At 49.5% G+C, this 16,305-nt stretch carries 16 protein-coding genes; 9 read left to right on the top strand and 7 right to left on the bottom strand.

Annotated features, from left to right (window positions below):
• Positions 1-33 precede the first annotated feature (33 nt).
• Positions 34-852 carry a PD-(D/E)XK nuclease family protein gene (locus AM1_RS13475; RefSeq protein ID WP_012163401.1) on the bottom strand — a complete coding sequence of 273 codons (819 nt, stop codon included), beginning with the start codon at positions 850-852 and terminating at the stop codon, positions 34-36.
• 118 nt (positions 853-970) lie between these two features.
• Here AM1_RS13475 and AM1_RS13470 point away from each other — a divergent pair, with 118 nt between their 5' ends.
• Genes AM1_RS13470 through AM1_RS13455 form a run of 4 tightly spaced genes read left to right on the top strand, consistent with a single transcriptional unit; the run spans position 971 to position 5,313 of the window.
• Entirely contained in the window at positions 971-2,026 is a 1,056-nt protein-coding gene (locus AM1_RS13470) for an ABC transporter ATP-binding protein (RefSeq protein WP_012163400.1), read from the top strand.
• Complete coding sequence (locus AM1_RS13465; RefSeq protein ID WP_012163399.1) at positions 2,023-2,793, top strand: ABC transporter permease; 771 nt, start codon at positions 2,023-2,025, stop codon at positions 2,791-2,793. Before AM1_RS13470 ends, AM1_RS13465 begins: the two co-directional genes overlap by 4 nt.
• Positions 2,794-2,846: 53 nt before the next feature.
• On the top strand, positions 2,847-4,607 hold the full coding sequence (locus AM1_RS13460) for a GldG family protein (RefSeq protein WP_012163398.1): 1,761 nt from the start codon (positions 2,847-2,849) through the stop codon (positions 4,605-4,607).
• Positions 4,570-5,313: a DUF4340 domain-containing protein gene (locus AM1_RS13455; protein ID WP_049783731.1), complete on the top strand. Its 744-nt coding sequence runs from the start codon at positions 4,570-4,572 to the stop codon at positions 5,311-5,313. The genes AM1_RS13460 and AM1_RS13455 overlap by 38 nt, the downstream gene beginning before the upstream one ends.
• 17 nt (positions 5,314-5,330) lie before the next feature.
• Here AM1_RS13455 and AM1_RS13450 read toward each other — a convergent pair whose 3' ends face one another.
• A complete protein-coding gene (locus tag AM1_RS13450; RefSeq protein WP_012163396.1) occupies positions 5,331-6,038 on the bottom strand; it encodes a hypothetical protein in 708 nt (235 codons plus the stop codon).
• Between the two features lie 224 nt (positions 6,039-6,262).
• Between AM1_RS13450 and AM1_RS13445 the strand changes: the two genes are divergently transcribed.
• A complete protein-coding gene (locus tag AM1_RS13445) occupies positions 6,263-6,718 on the top strand; it encodes a VOC family protein (protein WP_012163395.1) in 456 nt (151 codons plus the stop codon).
• Positions 6,719-6,723: 5 nt separating this feature from the next.
• Here AM1_RS13445 and AM1_RS13440 read toward each other — a convergent pair whose 3' ends face one another.
• Positions 6,724-8,463: a GMC oxidoreductase gene (locus AM1_RS13440; RefSeq protein ID WP_012163394.1), complete on the bottom strand. Its 1,740-nt coding sequence runs from the start codon at positions 8,461-8,463 to the stop codon at positions 6,724-6,726.
• Positions 8,464-8,618: 155 nt separating this feature from the next.
• On the opposite strand from AM1_RS13440, the gene AM1_RS13435 reads away from it, so the two are divergent.
• On the top strand, positions 8,619-8,930 hold the full coding sequence (locus AM1_RS13435; RefSeq protein WP_012163393.1) for a hypothetical protein: 312 nt from the start codon (positions 8,619-8,621) through the stop codon (positions 8,928-8,930).
• A 16-nt stretch (positions 8,931-8,946) separates the two neighbouring features.
• On the opposite strand, the gene AM1_RS13430 is transcribed toward AM1_RS13435, so the two are convergent.
• The 3 genes from AM1_RS13430 to AM1_RS13420 all read right to left on the bottom strand — a co-directional run bounded on the left by AM1_RS13430 (position 8,947) and on the right by AM1_RS13420 (position 11,633).
• On the bottom strand, positions 8,947-9,696 hold the full coding sequence (locus AM1_RS13430) for a superoxide dismutase (RefSeq protein ID WP_041659827.1): 750 nt from the start codon (positions 9,694-9,696) through the stop codon (positions 8,947-8,949).
• A gap of 164 nt (positions 9,697-9,860) precedes the next feature.
• Positions 9,861-10,718 (bottom strand): carbohydrate ABC transporter permease, encoded by an 858-nt coding sequence (locus AM1_RS13425; RefSeq protein WP_012163391.1) that lies wholly within the window; start codon positions 10,716-10,718, stop codon positions 9,861-9,863.
• Between the two features lie 3 nt (positions 10,719-10,721).
• Positions 10,722-11,633 carry a carbohydrate ABC transporter permease gene (locus AM1_RS13420; protein ID WP_012163390.1) on the bottom strand — a complete coding sequence of 304 codons (912 nt, stop codon included), beginning with the start codon at positions 11,631-11,633 and terminating at the stop codon, positions 10,722-10,724.
• A gap of 217 nt (positions 11,634-11,850) precedes the next feature.
• On the opposite strand from AM1_RS13420, the gene AM1_RS13415 reads away from it, so the two are divergent.
• Complete coding sequence (locus tag AM1_RS13415; protein ID WP_012163389.1) at positions 11,851-13,734, top strand: bifunctional serine/threonine-protein kinase/formylglycine-generating enzyme family protein; 1,884 nt, start codon at positions 11,851-11,853, stop codon at positions 13,732-13,734.
• A gap of 12 nt (positions 13,735-13,746) precedes the next feature.
• Here AM1_RS13415 and AM1_RS13410 read toward each other — a convergent pair whose 3' ends face one another.
• A complete protein-coding gene (locus AM1_RS13410) occupies positions 13,747-14,988 on the bottom strand; it encodes an ABC transporter substrate-binding protein (RefSeq protein WP_315897249.1) in 1,242 nt (413 codons plus the stop codon).
• Between the two features lie 199 nt (positions 14,989-15,187).
• Between AM1_RS13410 and miaE the strand changes: the two genes are divergently transcribed.
• Positions 15,188-15,814, top strand: a complete 627-nt coding sequence (gene miaE / locus AM1_RS13405) for a tRNA-(ms[2]io[6]A)-hydroxylase (RefSeq protein ID WP_049783730.1) — start codon at positions 15,188-15,190, stop codon at positions 15,812-15,814.
• Entirely contained in the window at positions 15,814-16,299 is a 486-nt protein-coding gene (locus tag AM1_RS13400) for a GNAT family N-acetyltransferase (RefSeq protein WP_012163386.1), read from the top strand. Before miaE ends, AM1_RS13400 begins: the two co-directional genes overlap by 1 nt.
• The last annotated feature ends 6 nt before the right edge of the window (positions 16,300-16,305 follow it).

Raw genomic sequence — 16,305 nt, 5'->3', positions numbered from 1 at the left:
CCCAATGGCATCTCATTCAAAAACGTTAGAACTTTAGTCTGATAACGGAATCTCTGGCATCGCTTCAAGATCGGTTAATGCATCCTGCAATGCGATCGCAGCCTCTTCTTCCAGGCGTCTTTGGCATCGCTCTGCAAATTCACATTGATGGTTAGGAGAAACGCATTTGCCATCGTTTAAGGCTACTTGTGGCATTGCTTCCCCCGTTTCGTAATCCGTCAATTCCTGCCGTAATTTAGCGAGTAGATCAGCCAAAGATTGCTGGTTTTTTTGATGCTGGGCTTTGGAGTAGGGGAAGGTGAGAAAACTGGCCTTGCCACCGGATTGGGCCGAGGCTTCAGCAAACCAGTAGGTCATAGAAAGTTGGTCAGGCGGATACTCACTGGTTTCGGCTAACACGTATAGGTAGAGCTGAGTTTGCCAATGGGTGCGTAGGCGATCGGCCTGTTTGGGGAGCGGATAGGTTTTCCAATCCACAATCTGGGCCTGGTGAGAATTTTGAATCAAGAGATCGTAGATGGCCACCAGCACAAATCCATCTTGCCAGTACAAGCGCTGGTGTTCACTCTCCTGTTCTCCTTCGATCATCTGGGGTGGGTGCTGCAGAAAGGCCTCGAACCACGCTTGTAATCGATCATCTGTTTCTAGTAAGGGAGTGATGGGGAGGCCCAAAGACTGCTGCTGCATCAGCTGGTGAAATTGAGAGCCGAGCTGTTGATGGGGATGGGCATCGATCCCCACGGATGTGTCAAGACGGTCCAAGTAACGATGTTGAAATTTGCGAGGGCAAGATTCCAACAGATTGAGATGACCTTGGGAGAGTTGCCAGATGGGCTGATGGATATTTTGCATAATCTGGGAACGAAAGAATATTGACTGGGTCACACTGAGGAGTGTCAGGGAATGCAAACGGGCGATAAGCTAGGTTTGTGGGGGAATTTCGATTATCGTAACTCAGTGCAAAAACGCCATGATTGAGGTTGAACACCTCAGTAAAGTGTACGGCTCAACCACAGCCCTGCAAGATGTCAGCTTCGCGGCCCAGCCTGGAGAGATTCTAGGGCTGCTGGGACCTAATGGTGCAGGTAAAACCACCACCATGCGTATTCTGGCCGGTTATTTACCCGCAACTAAAGGCACTGCTGCCGTTGCAGGGTTTGAAGTGCATGTGGATCCTATGGCTGTCCGCCAGCGGATTGGCTACTTGCCAGAAGTGCCACCCCTTTATCCCAATATGACGGTAGAGGGCTATCTACATTTTGTGGGACGTTTGAAAGGATTGTCCGCAGGCGATCGCCCCCAGCGAGTGCAATGGGCCATGGAGCAGTGCAATTTGCAGGATGTGCAAAAAACGCTCATTCATAAACTCTCCAAAGGCTTTCGACAGCGGGTCGGGATTGCCCAAGCGATTGTCCATAATCCCCCAGCGATCATTTTGGATGAGCCTACCATTGGCCTGGATCCTCGCCAAATTATTGATGTGCGCAATTTGATTAAATCCTTGGCCGCTGATAAAACCGTTATTTTATCGACTCATATTCTGCCAGAAGTGAATATGACCTGCCAGCGAGTAGCTATTATCAACAACGGCAAAGTGGTGGCTACCAATACCCTGGCCGATCTAAAAGCCCAGCAAACAGAGCAGCTGATCTATGAGCTGGATGTGCAGGGGGAACTCGATAGCGTTGAACAATCCTTACAGTCCCTAGAAGGTGTCCTGACTTGGCAATGGTTGTCAGAACAGCCCTCTGAACGTCGTAAAGTTCGAGTCACTTGTAATCCTGATCCTCAAGTGGGACCACAACTGACCCATACTCTAGTGCATGCCGGAGTGGCCATGTATGAGATGCGGCGGTTAGGAACGAGTTTGGAAGAAATTTATTTAGAGTTAACTACGAAAGAAGAGGTGGATACGTCTGCGGAGTCAGAGATCGACCCAGCTGAACTGCCTGTTTCTGACGCTATCAGACATCCCACTTCATCTTCGGAAGAAGCCGATCCACCCAATGCCGAGGACCTGTCATGATTTTGATTTTTAACAATATCGTGGCCATCTTTCGCAAAGAACTACAGGGTTACTTTAAATCTTCGTTGGCCTATGTGATTGCTGGTGTCTTTTGGCTCTTGGCCTGTAGTTTATTTGTGAGTGAAGTTCAGCTCTGGACGGCCCAAAAAACCGCTGGCCAGGTGGTAGATGTGCCCCAAGAAAGCCTGAAATCCTTTTTATCCGGTATGTGGTGGTTGGTGATGTTTATCATGCCCAGCTTATCCATGGGGCTCTATGCCGAAGAACGCCGCCATCGAACGTTAGAATTGCTGGCTACCTCCCCGATTACCAATTGGGCCGTAGCGTTGGGAAAACTCCTAGCGGTGTGGACCCTATTTGTGACCTTGATGGTGCCAGTGGGTGTCCTCGAGATTTTGTTCTTGAGTCATGCGGATCCACCGATTACCGCCGGAGTTTTTATCGTGGGTCATCTGGGGCTCTTTTTGTTGGCGGCGGCCATTTTATCCCTGGGACTGTTTATTTCATCCCTGGCCGATAGCTCCATTTTGGCCATTATCCTCACCTATGCTTTGATTTTGATCTTATCGCTGCTGTTTTTGCTGGGAGAACGCTGGGGAGAGCCTTGGGTGGCTATTTTTGATCAGCTGTCGCTGGTGAAACACTACGTTACCTTAACCCAAGGCGTTTTAGATATGAGCAGTGTGATCTTGTTTGTGAGTTACATTGTCTTGGGTTTATTTCTCACGGCCCAGTCCATTGATTTATTACGGTTCCAGCGACGCTAGGGTGCGATACATGGGGGTTGAAGTTTCAGAATGGAAGTGCAGACGTGACAAGGGTGGGCTCTAAAGTCATCAATTTGCTGAGCTGGTTTAGTGTGGCCTTAATGGTTGCAGGCTTCTCTGCTGGGTTTGTTTCTGGTCAGTGGTTTTCGCTACCCCTGGGGGTGATGTTGAGTGGGGTGGTGCTGTTGGGCATCTCTTTAATGTGGCGATGGCAAAGACTATCGCCCTCCAATCAATGGTGGCAGTGGCGATCCACCCAATCCGGTACCAATGCCTTGGTGGCAACCCTGGCGGTGTTGGTGATTTTGGGCTTGGTGAACTTTATCGTTGTGCGTTATCCCTATCGCGCAGATTTTACAGAACAGAAAACCTACTCCCTCGCGCCCCAAACCCTGAATGTGTTGTCCGCACTCCCTAAACCTGTGGAAGTGTTGGTCTTTATCGGTAATGATCCGTCTGCTTCTGATTCTCAAAGCCAGATTGTGTTGCAGAATCAGTTACTGCTGAAGGAATACCAACGACAGCAGCCCGATAAATTCAAATTCCGGTTTATCGATCCCCAGGCGGAACCCGGCTTAGCCCGCAAGCATAATATTCGAAATTTGGGTGATATTAGCTTGGTGTATGACCAGCGTATGAAGTTGCTGTCTTCGGGACTGTCAGAGGTCACGTTAACCCCTGCGATCGCATTGTTAACGAATGAACGAAAAGCTACAGCTTACGTGATTCAGGGGCATAATGAAGTGCCTTTATCGGGGTTTACAGAGAGCTTGGCAGGTGCAATCAATCAACTGAAGATGGAAGGAATTACCGTTGAACCCCTAAATCTATCCCTCCAGCAACAAATTCCTGATGATGCAGATGTGTTGGTGATTGCGGGGCCGAAGTTACCGTTGCTAGAAGCCGAAGTGACCTTAATTCGGGATTTTCTCAAAGAGGGTGGCAATTTATTCTTGATGCTGGATCCCGAGGTGGATGTCGGCTTAAAGCCTATTCTCGAAGTCATGGGTGCCACATTAGATGGTCGGCTAATTGTTGATCCCAAACATGCCCGCTTGGCTTGGCCCGCTGCCTTGACCTATGGTGAACATCCCATTACGGAGAGCTTTAGTCAAAAGTTGTCTTTCTTTCCCTTTGCCCAAGCCGTGGATGTGCAAGAACAGCCCGGTCAACTAGTGACGCCTCTCTTACAAACAAGTGAAGCGTCATGGGCGGAGACGGATCTGACGGGCCAGCAAATTCAGCTGGACCAAGGACGCGATCGCAAAGGTCCATTAACCATTGGGGTTGCGATTAAACGCTCTATCTCTGCTCCCCCTGCCAAAACGAAACCTGCGCCGCAACACTCCGCTTCTCCGTCCCCTTCTAGTTCATCACCAACCCCGACAGCCTCTCCAGCGACTGAGTCAGCGCCTAGTTCTAGCGCAACGCCTAATACGGAGGCGGCTCCTAGCCCTTCCTTGGCTCCTACGCCTCCCCTATCCACGGAATCGGTATCCCCCCCGACGGCGGAATCTCTCCAACCTGAAATTAAAGGGGAGGCTGCTCGGGTGGTGATTATTGGCGACTCTGATTTTGCCAAAGATGACCCCTACTTTGAGCAGACGGTGAATCGCGATATTTTCGTCAATTCAGTGTCTTGGCTGATTATGGATGGCGATGATCCGACCCTGTCTATTCGCCCTAAGCGAGTGATTCAAAGAACCCTAGCCATTTCCGACCAAATGAATATGCTGCTGAGCGTGTTTGGGATTGTGCTATTGCCGTTAACTGCGTTTGCAACGGCAGCTGCTCTATGGTGGCAACGACGATAAAAAAGAAGAGGAAAACGAACTAATTTTGACTGTAAATAAAGGGATGAAGCTTAAATCTACAACGATGATCTTGCTCTGTACGGCTATCGTCGGTGGAGTGGGTGTCTTTCTGTGGATCAGCTCTCAAGATACCCCAGAAGAAATTACAGAGCAGCAAGAGCAGGTACTCAAACTATTTCAGTTCAATGAAGATCAGGTGGCCACCCTAACGGTAAGGACACCTCAACTGGCGCTAGTGTTTGAGCGTTCAAAACAGAGTTTCCCCCATACGTGGCGGATGAAGAAGCCGCAAGATAAGCCTGCTGATGAAGCGGCAATTGTTTTTTTACTCAACCTTCTAGCGACAACGAAGAGCCCTAGAACGTTATCGGTAGAACCGACGCGCCAAAAAGAATTTGGCTTTGAGAAGTCTCCTGGTAATGTCAAGGTCGTTCTCAAAAATAAGCAAACTCATACGCTAGTGTTGGGTGGCCAAGATCCAACGGAAAGTTTTATCTATGCTCAGGTCGATCCTGACCTCGATTCTGGTCAAAATCTGCAAGTGGTTCTTGTTCCGACGTCTTTTGTGAGTGCTATCGACCGACCCTTAACGGAATGGCAGGCCCCAACTAAACCGGATCAGCCCGCAGCTCCCGCCGTGCCTCCCACCCCGTCTATTGATCCTGGCCCCTCAATTCCCCTACCGCCCCCACAGGTCCCTCAGTAAGATCGGTGGTTCATCATCTATAAAGCAGCACAATGCTTACGATAGCGGATAGAAGAAAGCTTTAAGGGTGTCTTATGGGTAAAGATGCCGAATGGTTGTACCACTAATTCCTTGCAATGAATTCCTCCACGGGAGCTGAATGACCCACCGTAGTCTATATGGAAAACCTCAACCTGCTGGGCTAGGGATTTATCGTACCCAGAATAGCGAAGTTCTACGTGCCTCGGCTCATTGATCAGCCCTGAAACCGTGACTGCAATCAAAGCACAACCGCCAAGGACGGTCGTCAGTAACGACATCAGTCGGTTCATCTTGAAAGGAGTCGGTTGGGTGATGTACCACCACAACACACAACCATTCAACCCTTCAAAACCCAGAAAGAACCAGATGGCATGGCCCCATACCGCATAGTCATTGAAAGGCTCTTGCCCCCAACTCCAGACCAACAGTCCCAAAATAAAATATTTGAATCCTGTAAACAGAAGGTTGGCAGCGCCATACCAGTAAAAGCGGTGGCACTTGAGCACCCTTGCATTGATATAGCTCAGACTTCCTACAACCAGCAGCGTAAACGGCACAATAGCTGCAGTGATAGGAAACAAGCTGAACAGCCGAGATGCTACAAACACTGCTAAGGCCACCAGACTCAAACAGGTCAATATTGCAGATCGTCGAAGTTGCTTGGCGGCTTTGGGGCGGTTTGATTGGGGTGCAGTGACTGTCATGGCTGGACCACCAAAGATTACTGTTAGTCAGGATGTGCATGTATAACTGCTCCCGAAGACCTTATCTTGATCATCTGACCCGAGCAGTGCTGCAGGTCACGCAGTAGGCTTGTCCTCTCATGGCTTTTGGATTGTTGTGTAGGCGACATGCACTGGGCATCAGACCTGATAACATAAAAGTACATTTGTACTAAAAATGTACGTCACAACTGGAGAACTTTCCGATGGATTACAAACCTGCTGGTTTTCATACCATGACGTCTAATGCGACGTATCGCGATACCAAAGCAGCCATTGAACTGTATGAACAGGCCTTTGGGTTAGCTGTGGATACTTTGCTTGAAACGCCAGATGGCACAGTGATGCATGTATCCGCAACGATTGGGGATTCCCATTTGTTTATGAGTGATGAATTTGAAGGTTCACCCCGACAAGCTCCCGGTCCTAAGTCACCTGTGGCTTTTTACCTTTACTTACCCGATGTAGATGCTAGCTATCAGAAAGCGATAGACGCTGGGCTAACCAGTGTGAGTGAGCCAGAGGATATGTTTTGGGGCGATCGCACAGCCACTGTCGCTGATCCCTTTGGCTATGCCTGGACCCTGGCTACCCAAGTGAAGGAAGTGCTGCCTCAGGATGCGATCGCAATCTTCAATCAAATGATGGCTAAAGCGTCTTGACGCTCCTAAGACTCTTGGCAAAGCTGGGTCGCCACATGATGCCCGATTAAATAAGCCGTCATTTGTGGACTGACTCGTGGCAGAGGTGCGGCAGATAGATCGGCCACATAGATATTCTGGCTTCCCAAGACTTTGCCTGTCTCTTGGGGGGATTCGAGTCCCATATCAATAGCCTTGCCGAAAATACAGCCTCCTGATAAATGCTGCTCTGTTAGTAGATCATTGCGACTGTAATGGCGAATATATTTCTCGACCTGGTCTTGGTTGTAAGGCATACGCGTCAATAACCGGATCAGACATTGAAAAATCCGGTGTGGTGGAGTCCCCAATGCTCCCATTAGGCCGAGTTGATTTTTAATCGCTTGCTCTGCAACTTGAAAATCTCGATCTTTTTCTGGGTTACTCTCTTCAAAACATCGAAGAATGATGTCATAGGATGAATGATGGGTCTGGGTAGACAACAGTGGGCTAGTAGAGGGGGTGTAGTACCCTTCCCGGGCAATGTTGAACTTTACGATTGCAGAGATCAAGTTCCATTCATGCTTGCCTATTTGGTCAGGATGCACAACGGACCACAGTAAATCATCAATAGCGTTCAAGATGCTAACTAGTAATCGGCTGATTCGCTTGAGAAATCTAAACACTGTAGGACTCTGAATCATCCAGCGTTTGATGCCATTGGGTACCCAAAAGGCCAGAAATAAGTGGGAGATCAAATACAGCAGCACATCTAACTTCCCTGAAAAGAAATCAAAATTACATACTGTTGCCTCTTCTGTACTGTCTACATCAGGTCTGATTTCTGTTGTTGCAAAGAGTGAGATGTACTGATCCTTCAGGGTCGGTTGCAAGTTGTCATTGAGTAAATAAATACCCAAGGGCAGCAGAATATGATCGTTCACATGTTTGCCAATTTCCAGATTCTGAAGCTGAGTCCGATGTTCGTAAAGTAACTGAGGTGTTGCTGCACCAGCACAGAGAATAAGTTTGGTCCGTTTGCCTAGGGTGTAGGTATGTGTTTGCTCCCTCTCTAAATCTAAGACTGTGATGGCGTGACAGCGTTGTAACGCTCCTTCATCTTCAGTGATGTGAAGCTTCAGTACTCGATGCCGGGTCATAAAGTCCAGGCGATCATTCTCGTACCAGCTCAATAATGACACGCCACTTGCGGTTCTCTGACCAAACTCATTGAACTGTGTTGGAAAAATGTGAATCTGACGCAATTTCCCGTCGGTATAGACGGGAATATAGCCAGTATTTTCTTCATTGACAGTGAATTTGTGGTTTTTTAATTCTTTTTTGACATGTTGAGCGACTTGAGTAAGAGTGTGGGCCGGATTATCTCTATGAAAAGCGGCTGCGAGCTCTGCTTTACGGTCATCCCAATAAGCTAGATCGTGGCCGAGATGTTGTGCTAACCATGCCGAAGACTCAAAGATCATGGTGTAATTGATCGAACCACCACCCCCCATCGTGCAGGCTCTCCCCGACAGGATGGGCAGGTTATTAGGGGTATGAGCATTGTGGAGTTTAAAGATATTCTCCTCAGCATAAGACTGAGTCCAGTTTCGCTGATGGGTTATATCGCTGGTTTCAAAGAAATTGTCTCCCTCCTCCAGTACCAAAATTTTTTGGTTGGTGGAAGCTGCAAGATATTGCCTCAGGAATGCACAAGCGCCATTCCCTGAACCCACTACAATGACGTCATAGTCTTGAAAACGGTCACACTGAGTGAGTTGAGTCATTGTCGCCTCTCTATGAGTCGTTTGAATGGCTTATCTAGTGCATGTGCAATAGAGTGAGACGTGCGATCTCGTAACCCGGACATATGACATGTGCCAACCTAGAAGAATGTGAGTGGTTCCTATAGCGGTATAACCAGTGCTTTTGCGATCGCAACTTGGAATCACTGCGGGAGCTGTATGTAGATGACGGCGCAATTATCTATTTCGATAACCAGACAGGCTGTGATTCAACAGATTTAGACCATCATCTACAGCAGGTGCGCCACTTTGTCGCAACGGTCACCATCGTCAAGTTATCGACAGAAGGACTGCAGGTTTTCCATACCCAAGATGCGGCTTGTGTGATCGCTAAAGTCAGATATCGCCATCAGCCCCAGCCAGGGGTCCGGTCGACTTTTTTCTCGAATGCCATCAGCAAGACTGCAAAATTTGACATATTTATTTTTCGACGGACCTCAATGAATTAAATCGCCCAACGACCGGTTAGGTTGCTTTCTCATAGCGGGATTCCACTTCTGCCCAATTCACGACATTCCACCAAGCGTCTAGATAGTCACCGCGGCGATTTTGATATTTCAGATAGTAGGCATGTTCCCAGACGTCATTGCCCAGTAGCGGAATATTGCCGTCTAGAAGAGGGCTATCTTGGTTGGGGGTACTGGTAACGGCTAGCTTGCCATCTTTCGTCAGCACTAACCAAGCCCAACCGCTCCCGAATCGCGTTAAACCCGCTTTTTTGAATTCGGATTGGAAGGCCACAAAACTGCCAAAGCTTTCCTCAATCGCGTCGGCGAGTTTGCCCTTCGGTTTGCCTTCGGCATTCGGGGTCATGCTGTCCCAAAATAAGGTGTGATTCGCATGGCCGCCCCCATTGTTGCGAACTGCGGTGCGAATATCCTCGGGCACGGCATTCAGATCTGTTAGGAGATCTTCAACGGATTTACCCGCTAAGTTGGGGTGCTTGGCGATGGCAGCATTCAAATTATTGACATACCCAGCATGATGCTTATCATGATGGATTTTCATGGTTTTGGTATCGATGTATTTTTCCAGGGCAAAGTAGCTATAGGGAAGGGGAGGCACTGTAAAGCCTTCATCAGCCTGGGCAATCAGATTGCTATCTGGAGAGTCCGTCAATGCTTGAGACCATGCCGCAGGCTGCATGGCATTCCAGGTCACCACGCTGACGAACATAACGATCACTAGAAGCGTATTGGAGAATCGAAACCGCATAACTTACACCCGAAAAAGTCCTCAGTTCTTGCATTAAATCAGATAGCGGTCGCCTGGGACTACTCCTTTTTTTCGTAGTATTTAAAAAATAAGTTTTCTCCAATTTTTTTATGCTTAATGAAAAAAGATAGCCGTCATGATGGGGTGTGAATTGAGTGAGATTATTACCCTTTGACGGCTCCAGCGGTGAGTCCTTGAATAATCTTGCGTTGGAAAAATAGAACCAGCAATACCAGGGGAATCGTACCTAGCACTGTAGCGGCAGCAATCGGGCCATAGGGAATCTCAAAGATGGATGATCCGCCAATTTGAGCCGCTGCCACAGGAATGGTTTTCATGCTTTCTCGGGTAATAAAGGTGAGAGCAAATATGAACTCATTCCAGGCAAAAATAAAGGCCAGAATGCCAGTCGTTACGAGGGCTGGTAATGTGGTGGGTAAGACGATTTGCCAGAGCATTTGCACCGTGTTGTAACCATCGACTTTGGCAGCATCCTCTAAGTCTCTAGGTAACTGTTGAAAGAAGCTGCGCATGACTAGAATAGTTAAAGGCAAATTGATGGCGGTATACGGAATAATCAGAGCTAAATAGTTATTCGCCAAGTGTAAGACTTGAACAATTTCTAAGAGCCCGAGAAATAGCAAAATGTAGGGAAATAAGGTGACAATTAATACGGCGGAGAGGATAATCTGCTCTCCTGGCAGTCGCAGTCGGGCTAAGGCATAAGCAGCGGGAGAGCCAATGCCTAAACATAACAGGGTTGAGGTGATCGCCACTAAACTGCTGTTGAAGAGATAGCTGGCAAAGGGGCGGCGACTGAGCAGTTCGGTATAGTGCTCCAGGGTATATCGCACGGGAATGTAGATATTCGGAACTTGGGAAATATCTTCGTTGACCTTTAAAGAGGTTAAAAGCTGCCACAGCACTGGGGCCAAACTGAACAAAACCACCAGAATAACTGAGCTGGTTAACAGCAGCCCTTTGAGAGACCCGGAGGGCTTGGACGGTGAGTCGGTGGTCATGGTTTACTGGGCTCCCGAGATATTGGTGCGGAGTTTGGAGAGGATAAAGGTTGAGATGGCAACGGCGACAATTAAGACTAAAAAGGTGACGACCACCAACGCAGCGCCATAGCCAAAGTCGAGGTAGCGCATGACTGTGGCATAGATATAAATCGACACCATTTCCGTCGCCCCAGCAGGTCCCCCTTCGGTCATCACCTTAATCAGGTCAAAGACACCAAAGGATTGAGCAAAGCGAAATAAGACGGCAATTAAGATTTGCGGCATCAACAGGGGTAAGGTGATTTGACGAAAGCTCTGCCAGGGCGTTGCCCCATCAATGGCATGGGCTTCGTACAGATCTTCTGAGATGGACTGCAATCCCGCCAGTAGCAAGATAGCGACGAAAGAGGTGGTTTTCCAAATATCAGCGGCGATGGTGGCAAACAAGGCCAGGGTTGGATCCCCTAACCAGTTAATGGCTTCTGGGATCAAGTGCAGCCGCAGCAGGATATCGTTCAATACCCCGTACTGGTCGTTAAAAATCCAGGTCCAGGTCAAGCCAATGAGGGCAGTGGGTAAGGCCCAGGGCAAAATGGCAATGGTCCTGGCGAGTCCCCGACCGCGAAAGCTTTGGTTAAGAACTAGGGCCACGCCCATGCCCAGGATCAGTTCGATACTAACTGCGATCGCAGTAAAAATCGTGGTATTGCCAATACTTTGCCAAAATCGTCCGTCGCCCATCATGCGGCTATAGTTGCCGATGCCCGTGAAAACAGGCTGTAAGTTGGTGCCTAAGTTTTTGGTAAACAAACTCAACCAAATGGCCCGACCAATGGGATAGGCAAAGACCAGCAGTAAGAGGAGCAAAGCGGGGGTAATCAGTAACCAACCCGTCAATTTCTCCCGATCTCGAACCGTTTTGAGGTTGGACATAGGCATACTCGGCACTAAATGAGTGGGTCAGACTTCCCTCTAGAATAGTAGACAATGTCCCACCCACTGCGAGTCAGCATTACCTGCCTCCGTTATCTGGCCTTGGCCTTTGTTTTTGTCGTCAGATAAAAAACATTAAGATCCTCCTCTCAATTTTTATGATTCAAGGCTAAAGTGGGCTAGAGAAAGATTTTTCTCCCTCCTCACTGATCCCACAATGCTCTGCTGCCTGAATCCAGATTGTGAAAAGCCCCTAAACCCTGACAATCACAAGCATTGTCAGCAATGTGGTCTGCGCTTAGTTCCGTTATTAAGCGATCGATTTAAGATCCTGAACCCCTTGGACCGGGGCGGATTTGGCAAAATCTACCTCGCAGAAGATACCCATAACCACCATCAACGCTGTGTGGTAAAGCAGCTGGCCTATCAGTCCCAGGGAACCTGGGCCATTCAGCGAGCAGAAGAGCTATTTGCCCAAGAAGCCCAACAACTTCAGCAACTGGGCCAAAATCCTCAGATTCCGACGTTATATGCCTACTTTACCGAAGGAGCCAATCTCTACCTGGCCCAAGAATTTGTCAAAGGCCATACCCTCCTCAAAGAACTTCAAACCACGGGCGTATTTGGCGAGCCTAAAATTCGTGAATTACTCCTGAATATTCTGCCCGTCTTGCGAGATATTCATGTTCAGGGGGTGATTCACCGGGATTTGAAGCCCGAAAACATCATGCGACGAGATGATGGCGGCAAACTGGTCTTGATTGATTTTGGGGTGTCCCGACGCTTTACAGAGTCGATGCTGATGAAAACGGGCACGACTTTAGGATCCCAGGGGTATGCTGCCTTAGAACAAATGCAGGAAGGCAAGTCTATCCCCGCGAGCGATCTCTTTAGTCTGGGAGTGTCTTGCTTTCAGTTAATGACGAACAAGGTCCCCTATACCTTCTTTTTGCAGTACGGCTATAGCTGGATCAGTCAGTGGCAGCAGTATGTTCAGATTCCTTTGAGTTCGAGATTTCGGACGATTCTGGATAAACTCCTGCAAAACGATTTGCGCCAGCGCTATGGCTCTGCTGCTGCTGTTCTCGCAGACTTGCAAGCTCAGCATGTGGTCCAATTGTCAACGCCAACGCCTGCCAAAACCGTCTCCCAGCTTTCGATCGCCCCCACTAAGCTGGTGACCAGCCAGCCCCATAACAAACCTGTTCCCACTCCTAAACCCGTCCCCATTCCGCCCCAAACGATTCTCACTGCCGAACATCCGTTGCTGAAAACGTTTCAGTTTGAGGTGGTGACCGTTAACAGTAAAGGCGAAGTGGCCCAGCGTCGGCAGCAAAATGCCGAGTTCTTTCAAGAAAGTTTGGGCAATGGCGTCAAGTTAGAAATGGTGGCGATTCCTGGAGGACAGTTTATGATGGGCTCCCCCAGCCATGAACTGAATCGGGATACCAATGAAGGCCCTTACCATTCCGTCAAGATTGCCCCGTTTTTTATGGGTAAGTTTGTGATTACCCAACTGCAGTGGCGGGCCATTGCATCTCTGCCGAAAGTGTCCCAGGATCTCCATTACGACCCCTCCAAATTTAAGGGAGCTACCTATCCTGTCGAGCAAATTTCATGGCGAGAAGCCATCGAGTTTTGCGCCCGCCTATCGCAAAAAGCAGGTCGCGAGTATCGGTTACCTAGTGAAGCCGAGTGGGAATATGCCTGTCGGGCAGGCACAGCGACCCCTTTCTCCTATGGACCGACGCTCTCTTCTCAGCAGGCCAACTATCAGGGGCAATTTGTGTATGGTAATGGTCCTAAAGGGGTCTATCGAGAATCGACAACCCCTGTCGGACGGTTCTCGCCCAATAACTTTGGCCTCTATGACATGCATGGCAATGTCTATGAATGGTGCTTAGACTGCTGGCATAAAAACTATGATGGATCTCCAGTAGACGGCAGTCCCTGGATGACTACAAAAGAAAATGATCCCAGGGTTCTTCGGGGTGGATCTTGGTATAACAAACCCCGGTATTGTCGCGCCGCCAATCGCAGTCGCTATACTCCCAACAACCGCGTCAATGATATTGGATTTCGGGTTGCCTTGACCCTGTAAAAGTTGGGGTAATTAGGTTTTTAATAGCTGTCGGGTTTCCTGGGCCGCAGCTTGCATGGCTTTCTCAGGGGTTTGCCGTCCTGTTAAGGCTGCGCTGAGATAGCGCTGTAAAATATCGGAGGCCTGAGCATATTGGGCAATGGGCGGACGCAATACAGAGCTCTCAATCACCTTCTGTAAGTCAGGTAAATACTCATATTCCTTGACCAGGGTGGGGTCGGTAAATAGCGCTTTTCGGCTGGGCACAAACCCAGAGGCCAAAATAAACTTACGCTGGGCTTCTGTGCTGCTAAAGTATTCGACGGCCCGCCAGGCTTCATCGGCATGACGCGTGGTTTTCGAGATGCCGACACCCCAGCCCCCTTGGCAGGCACCGCTCCCCAGCCCTGCGGTATGGACCATGGGCTTAATCCCAAACTTGCCTTGGATTTTGGAGCTTGGTTCGGTGTTGCCGAGTTTCCAAGCATAGGGCCAGTTGCGCATAAACACTGTGTTGCCACTTTGGAACTGGAGGCGAGCCACTTCTTCATCCGTGGCAGTTGTTCCTGGAGGAGAAATTTTATCGGCAACAGTGGTTTGCAGAAATTTCAGGGACTCAATAGCTTCTGGACTATCGAGTCCCACCTCTTTGGTTTCAGGATTGACCCAGTAGCCACCAAAGCCTTCCAGCATTTCCACAAACATGGCTGCCGCCCCTTCGTACTGCTTGCCCTGCCAGACATACCCCCACTGGGCTTTGTTTTGAGATTGCAGAGCTTTGGAAATGTCGATCAGTTCAGCCGTGGTTTCAGGTGGTTCAAAGCCAGCCTCAGATAGCAAATCCTGCCGATAGTAGAGCATGCCGCCATCGGAGCGGAAGGGCATCCGATACAGCCCCCCTTCATAGCGTCCCCCATCCACGTCGCCGGTCATAAATTCAGCGAGTTCTTCATCAGAAATGCGATCAGACAGGTCTAACAGCCATCCCGCAGCAGCGAATTTGGGGGCCCAGACGATATCCATATAGATCAAGTCGTAGGGGGAATCGCCCAGCAGAAAAGACGTGGTATAGAGATCTTCTCGAAGATTGGTGGCGTTGGGGCCTTCAATCAGGTCAATCTTGATATCGGGGTTTTGGGCTTCAAAATCATCAACAATCAGCTGCCAGTTAGGAATTTCCTGACCCTGGAGCATCATGGATAGGCGAACGGGCTGTTGAGCCCACACCCAATAGCCCCCGATGACGCTCAAGCAAACCAGCAAACTCAGCACCATAAAGCGCAGTCGCTTGGAAAGGCGATGGAACGGATTTAGGGTGCGCCAGAGTTGCGGTGATCGCATGTTCATGTTGATGAGTCCCTCAGCAGGCGTTCTCATCACTCTAGATCCCCCGTGAGTAAAAATCAAAATCCGATGGTAGGCAAGCTGTCTGCCAACGATTAAGGTAAAGAAGGGTAAATCCGATACCAATACGATGACTCACTCAACGTTGCCCACTGATGCTCCTGAGCGGGCGCAACCCACGATCAAGTTTTTGCAGCAACCGACGCGCTCGGACTGGATTGACCAGGCCCTGCAGAATCTAGACACGATTTTGCTGGATCACTCCCACTGCGAGCGCAAGGCGGCGGGGGTGGCGGTGAATATGATGTTTCGCTATCCGTCTTATACCAAGCTGGTGCGGACGCTGACGGCGATTGCTAGGGAAGAGCTGGAGCATTTTGAGCTGGTTAATCAGTGGCTCGATCGGCGGGGCATTGCTTTAGCGCCCTTGCCAGCCCCGCCCTATGGCTCGAAGCTCAGTGCCCAAGTTCGCCGAGATGAGCCAGAGCGGCTGTTGGATATGCTGCTGGTCTCTGGCTTGATTGAAGCCCGCAGCCATGAACGGTTGGGGCTGTTGGCTCAGCACCTCCCCGATCCAGATTTGGCGAAGTTTTATCGCAGTTTAATGGCATCGGAAGCCCGACACTATGGAGCCTATTGGGTCTTGGCAACCACGTATTTTGAAGTAGATGAGGTGACGGTCCGTCTGCAAGAACTAGCCACGGTGGAAAGTGAGCTGCTAGCGACCCTCCACCCTCACCCCCGGATTCATAGCTAATGCAGGACCAATTTGGTGAATTTGTGATTCGTGCCTGGCAGCCCTCGGATCGGCAGGCGGTGGCGGAAGTAATTCGGTCGGTGTTGGCGGAGTATGGAATTGGCTGGGAGCCAGATGGGGCAGATCGCGATGTCTATGAGGTGGAGACGGCCTATTTGCAGCTCGGAGGGGCTTTTTGGGTGGTGGAGCAGCAAGGTCAGATTGTGGGAACGGCAGCGTTTTACCCGGTTAATCGTGGGGTAGGGACGGTAGAGATTCGTAAGATGTATTTGTTGCCCCAGGTGCGAGGGCAGGGGTTAGGTCGTTGGTTATTGCAGCGGTTGGAGCAAGAAATTGCGGCCCAGGGGTTTCGGGAGATTTGGATTGAGACGGCTTCGGTGTTGAAGGAGGCAGTGAAGCTGTATGAGAGTAGTGGGTATTTACCAGCGACAGGCATTGAGACGGAACGCTGCGATTTGATTTACTCGAAGGTATTGGATATCTAACTCCTT

This window comes from Acaryochloris marina MBIC11017 (assembly GCF_000018105.1).
GTDB lineage: Bacteria > Cyanobacteriota > Cyanobacteriia > Thermosynechococcales > Thermosynechococcaceae > Acaryochloris > Acaryochloris marina.
The sequence above is the reverse complement of the archived record's forward strand: the minus strand, read 5'-3'. Positions and strand labels throughout refer to the sequence as shown.

What these genes read in the sequence shown, in the direction of transcription:
- AM1_RS13420 (WP_012163390.1), bottom strand. Translation starts at nt 11,633, where the DNA reads ATGTCCAACCTCAAAACGGTTCGAGATCGGGAGAAATTGACGGGTTGG.
- AM1_RS13440 (WP_012163394.1), bottom strand. Translation starts at nt 8,463, where the DNA reads ATGACTCAACTCACTCAGTGTGACCGTTTTCAAGACTATGACGTCATT.
- AM1_RS13465 (WP_012163399.1), top strand. Translation starts at nt 2,023, where the DNA reads ATGATTTTGATTTTTAACAATATCGTGGCCATCTTTCGCAAAGAACTA.
- AM1_RS13450 (WP_012163396.1), bottom strand. Translation starts at nt 6,038, where the DNA reads ATGACAGTCACTGCACCCCAATCAAACCGCCCCAAAGCCGCCAAGCAA.
- AM1_RS13430 (WP_041659827.1), bottom strand. Translation starts at nt 9,696, where the DNA reads ATGCGGTTTCGATTCTCCAATACGCTTCTAGTGATCGTTATGTTCGTC.
- AM1_RS13410 (WP_315897249.1), bottom strand. Translation starts at nt 14,988, where the DNA reads ATGGTGCTGAGTTTGCTGGTTTGCTTGAGCGTCATCGGGGGCTATTGG.
- AM1_RS13470 (WP_012163400.1), top strand. Translation starts at nt 971, where the DNA reads ATGATTGAGGTTGAACACCTCAGTAAAGTGTACGGCTCAACCACAGCC.
- AM1_RS13400 (WP_012163386.1), top strand. Translation starts at nt 15,814, where the DNA reads ATGCAGGACCAATTTGGTGAATTTGTGATTCGTGCCTGGCAGCCCTCG.
- AM1_RS13425 (WP_012163391.1), bottom strand. Translation starts at nt 10,718, where the DNA reads ATGACCACCGACTCACCGTCCAAGCCCTCCGGGTCTCTCAAAGGGCTG.
- AM1_RS13445 (WP_012163395.1), top strand. Translation starts at nt 6,263, where the DNA reads ATGGATTACAAACCTGCTGGTTTTCATACCATGACGTCTAATGCGACG.
- AM1_RS13475 (WP_012163401.1), bottom strand. Translation starts at nt 852, where the DNA reads ATGCAAAATATCCATCAGCCCATCTGGCAACTCTCCCAAGGTCATCTC.
- miaE (WP_049783730.1), top strand. Translation starts at nt 15,188, where the DNA reads ATGACTCACTCAACGTTGCCCACTGATGCTCCTGAGCGGGCGCAACCC.
- AM1_RS13415 (WP_012163389.1), top strand. Translation starts at nt 11,851, where the DNA reads ATGCTCTGCTGCCTGAATCCAGATTGTGAAAAGCCCCTAAACCCTGAC.